2 protein-coding genes are annotated in these 2,718 nt (G+C 79.7%); both read left to right on the forward strand.

Going from position 1 to position 2,718, the window contains the following annotated elements:
- Positions 1 to 178: 178 nt before the first annotated feature.
- Positions 179 to 514 (forward strand): hypothetical protein, encoded by a 336-nt coding sequence (locus tag ACRYR7_RS25115; protein ID WP_432575095.1) that lies wholly within the window; start codon positions 179 to 181, stop codon positions 512 to 514.
- Between the two features lie 37 nt (positions 515 to 551).
- Positions 552 to 2,639: a S9 family peptidase gene (locus ACRYR7_RS25120; protein WP_432575096.1), complete on the forward strand. Its 2,088-nt coding sequence runs from the start codon at positions 552 to 554 to the stop codon at positions 2,637 to 2,639.
- Positions 2,640 to 2,718: the final 79 nt, after the last annotated feature.

Raw genomic sequence — 2,718 nt, forward strand, 5'->3', positions numbered from 1 at the left:
CCGCCCCCCCCCGCCCGCCCCCCCCCCCCCCCCCCCCCGCCCGCGCGACCCGGGCGGTCCCACCCCAGCCCCCCCCCCCAGGGAGGGGGCGGGGAGGGGTGAGAGGGGGGGGCTCAAGGGGAGCCGGGGCGGTGCCGAGACCACGGGCAGTTCACCCGGACGGCGCAAGGAGAACGGCATGACCCCGTACCGCCTCGCCCTGACCCTGGCGGGCACGGCCGCCGCGGCCGCCGGCCTCGCCCTGCTGCCCGGCGCGGGCACCGACCTCGCGCCCGCCCCGACCGGCCCGGCCCCCGCCGCCGCGCCCGCGGCCGGGCCCGCGGCCGCGGTCGCCGAGGTGCCCGTGCCCGCCGTGCTCGGCGCCGTGCACCGCGGCCCCGGTGCCGTGGTCACCGCCCCGCTGCACCGCGACGACGCGCTCCCGGGCGTCCTGGGCCCCGGCGAGGTCACCGCGCCCCTGCTGCGCCCCGGCGCCCCCGGCGCGCCGCCGCGCACGTCCTTCCGCCCGGCCTGATCCCGACCGCCCCGGTCCAGGCGGTATAGAACGGGGCATGGCCGACACCCCACCGACCACCCCCGCGACCACCCCCACGAGCACCCCCTTCGCCGACCTCGGCGCCTTCGCGGCGCTGCCCCGCCTGAGCGGCCTGGCGCTGTCCGCCGACGGCACCCGCCTGGTGACGACGGTGGCGACCCTGACCCCCGACGCCACCCGCTGGCGCGGCGCGCTGTGGGAGGTGGACCCCGCCGGGCAGCGTCCCGCGCGGCGCCTCACCCGCAGCGCCGCCGCCGAGTCCTCCCCGGTGTTCGCCCCCGACGGCACGCTGCTGTTCACCTCCGCGCGCCCCGACCCCGAGGCGCGGGGGGACGACGACGCGCCGGCCGCGCTGTGGGCGCTGCCGCCCGCGGGGGAGGCGCGCGTGGTGGGCACCCGCCCCGGCGGGGTCTCCGAGCCGCTGGTCGCCCGCACCGGCGGCCGCGTCGTCGTCACCTCCGCGACGCTGCCCGGGTCCGACGCCGCCGAGGAGGGCCCCACCTCCGACGCCGCGCGCCGCGCGGCCCGCAAGGAGAAGAAGGTCAGCGCCGTGCTGCACGCGCGCGTGCCCGTGCGCTACTGGGACGCCGACCTCGGCCCCGACGAGCCGCGGTTCCTCGCCGCGACGCTGCCCGGCGCCGAGCCCGCCGCCGGCGAGCGCGACCTGCTCACCTGGACGGACCTGACCCCGGCCCCCGGCCTGCGCCACCACGAGGCCAGCTCGGCGCTGACCCCCGACGGCGCGGAACTGGTCACCACCGAGGTCGTCGCCCAGCCGCGCGGCGACGCGTACGTGCGCCTGGTGGCGATCTCCACCGCCGACGGCAGCGTGCGGGTCCTGGCCGACGACCCGCAGCGCGAGTTCGGCGCCGTCGCCGTCTCCCCCGACGGGCGCTCGGTGGCCGCGCTGGCCGAGTCCCGCTCCACCCCGGTGCAGCCGCCCGCGGTGCGCCTGGTGCTCGTCGCCCTGGACGGCTCCGGCGTGCGCGAGGTCGTGCCGGAGCGGGAGTTCTGGCACGCCCAGCCGCAGTGGGGCCCGGGCTCGGACGAGCTGTTCCTGTCCGCCGACGACCGCGGCGGCGCCCCGGTGTTCCGCGTCGACGTCGCCGGCGGCGAGGTGGTGCGCCTGACCGGCGACCGCGGCGCCTACTCCTCCCTGCAGGTGTCCCCGGACGGCGCGCACGTGTACGCGGTGCGCTCGGCGGTGGACGCCCCGCCGGCCGTGGTGCGCCTGGACGCGCGCGCCGCGGACCAGCAGCCGCAGCCCCTGCCTGGCCCGGCGCCGGCGGTGCCGCTGCCCGGCACCCTCACCGAGGTCAGCGCCACCGCCGCCGACGGCAGCGACCTGCGCGCCTGGCTGGCGCTGCCCGCCGGCGCCTCCGCGGACGCCCCGGCCCCGCTGCTGCTGTGGGTGCACGGCGGTCCGCTGGGATCGTGGAACGCCTGGTCCTGGCGGTGGAACCCGTGGCTGGCGGTGGCGCGCGGGTACGCCGTCCTGCTGCCCGACCCGGGGCTGTCCACCGGCTACGGCGCGGAGTTCCTGGCCCGCGGCTGGGGGGCGTGGGGCGCCGAGCCGTACACGGACCTGATGACGGTCACCGACGCGGCGCTGGAGCGCGAGGACCTCGACGCCGCGCGCACCGCCGCGATGGGCGGTTCCTTCGGCGGGTACATGGCGAACTGGATCGCCGGGCACACCGACCGGTTCAGGGCGGTCGTCACCCACGCCAGCCTGTGGTCGCTGGGCCACTTCGGCGCCACCACCGACGCCCCCTGGTACTGGGCGCGGGAGATGACGCCGCAGATGGTCGCCGCCAACGACCCCTCCGCGCACGCCGCCTCCATCACCAGCCCCGTGCTGGTCATCCACGGCGACAAGGACTACCGGGTGCCGATCGGCGAGGGCCTGGCGCTGTGGTGGGCGCTGAACGAGCACTGGGACGGCGACCCGGAGGAGATGCCGCACCGGTTCCTGTACTACCCGGACGAGAACCACTGGGTGCTCACCCCGCAGCACTCCACCCTCTGGTACGAGACGGTGTTCGCGTTCCTGGCCACCCACGTGCACGGCGTGGAGTTCCAGGTCCCGGACCTGCTGCGCTGAGGGGCGGGGGGGGGGGGGGGGGGGGGGGGGGGGGGGGGGGGGGGGGGGGGGGGGGGGGGGGGGGGGGGGGGGGGGGGGG

It is taken from the genome of Kineococcus gurbantunggutensis, assembly GCF_050871925.1.
Lineage (GTDB): Bacteria > Actinomycetota > Actinomycetes > Actinomycetales > Kineococcaceae > Kineococcus.

Bases quoted from the DNA above. Each gene is read 5' to 3' on its own strand.
- ACRYR7_RS25115 (WP_432575095.1), top strand. From the start codon at position 179: ATGACCCCGTACCGCCTCGCCCTGACCCTGGCGGGCACGGCCGCCGCG.
- ACRYR7_RS25120 (WP_432575096.1), top strand. From the start codon at position 552: ATGGCCGACACCCCACCGACCACCCCCGCGACCACCCCCACGAGCACC.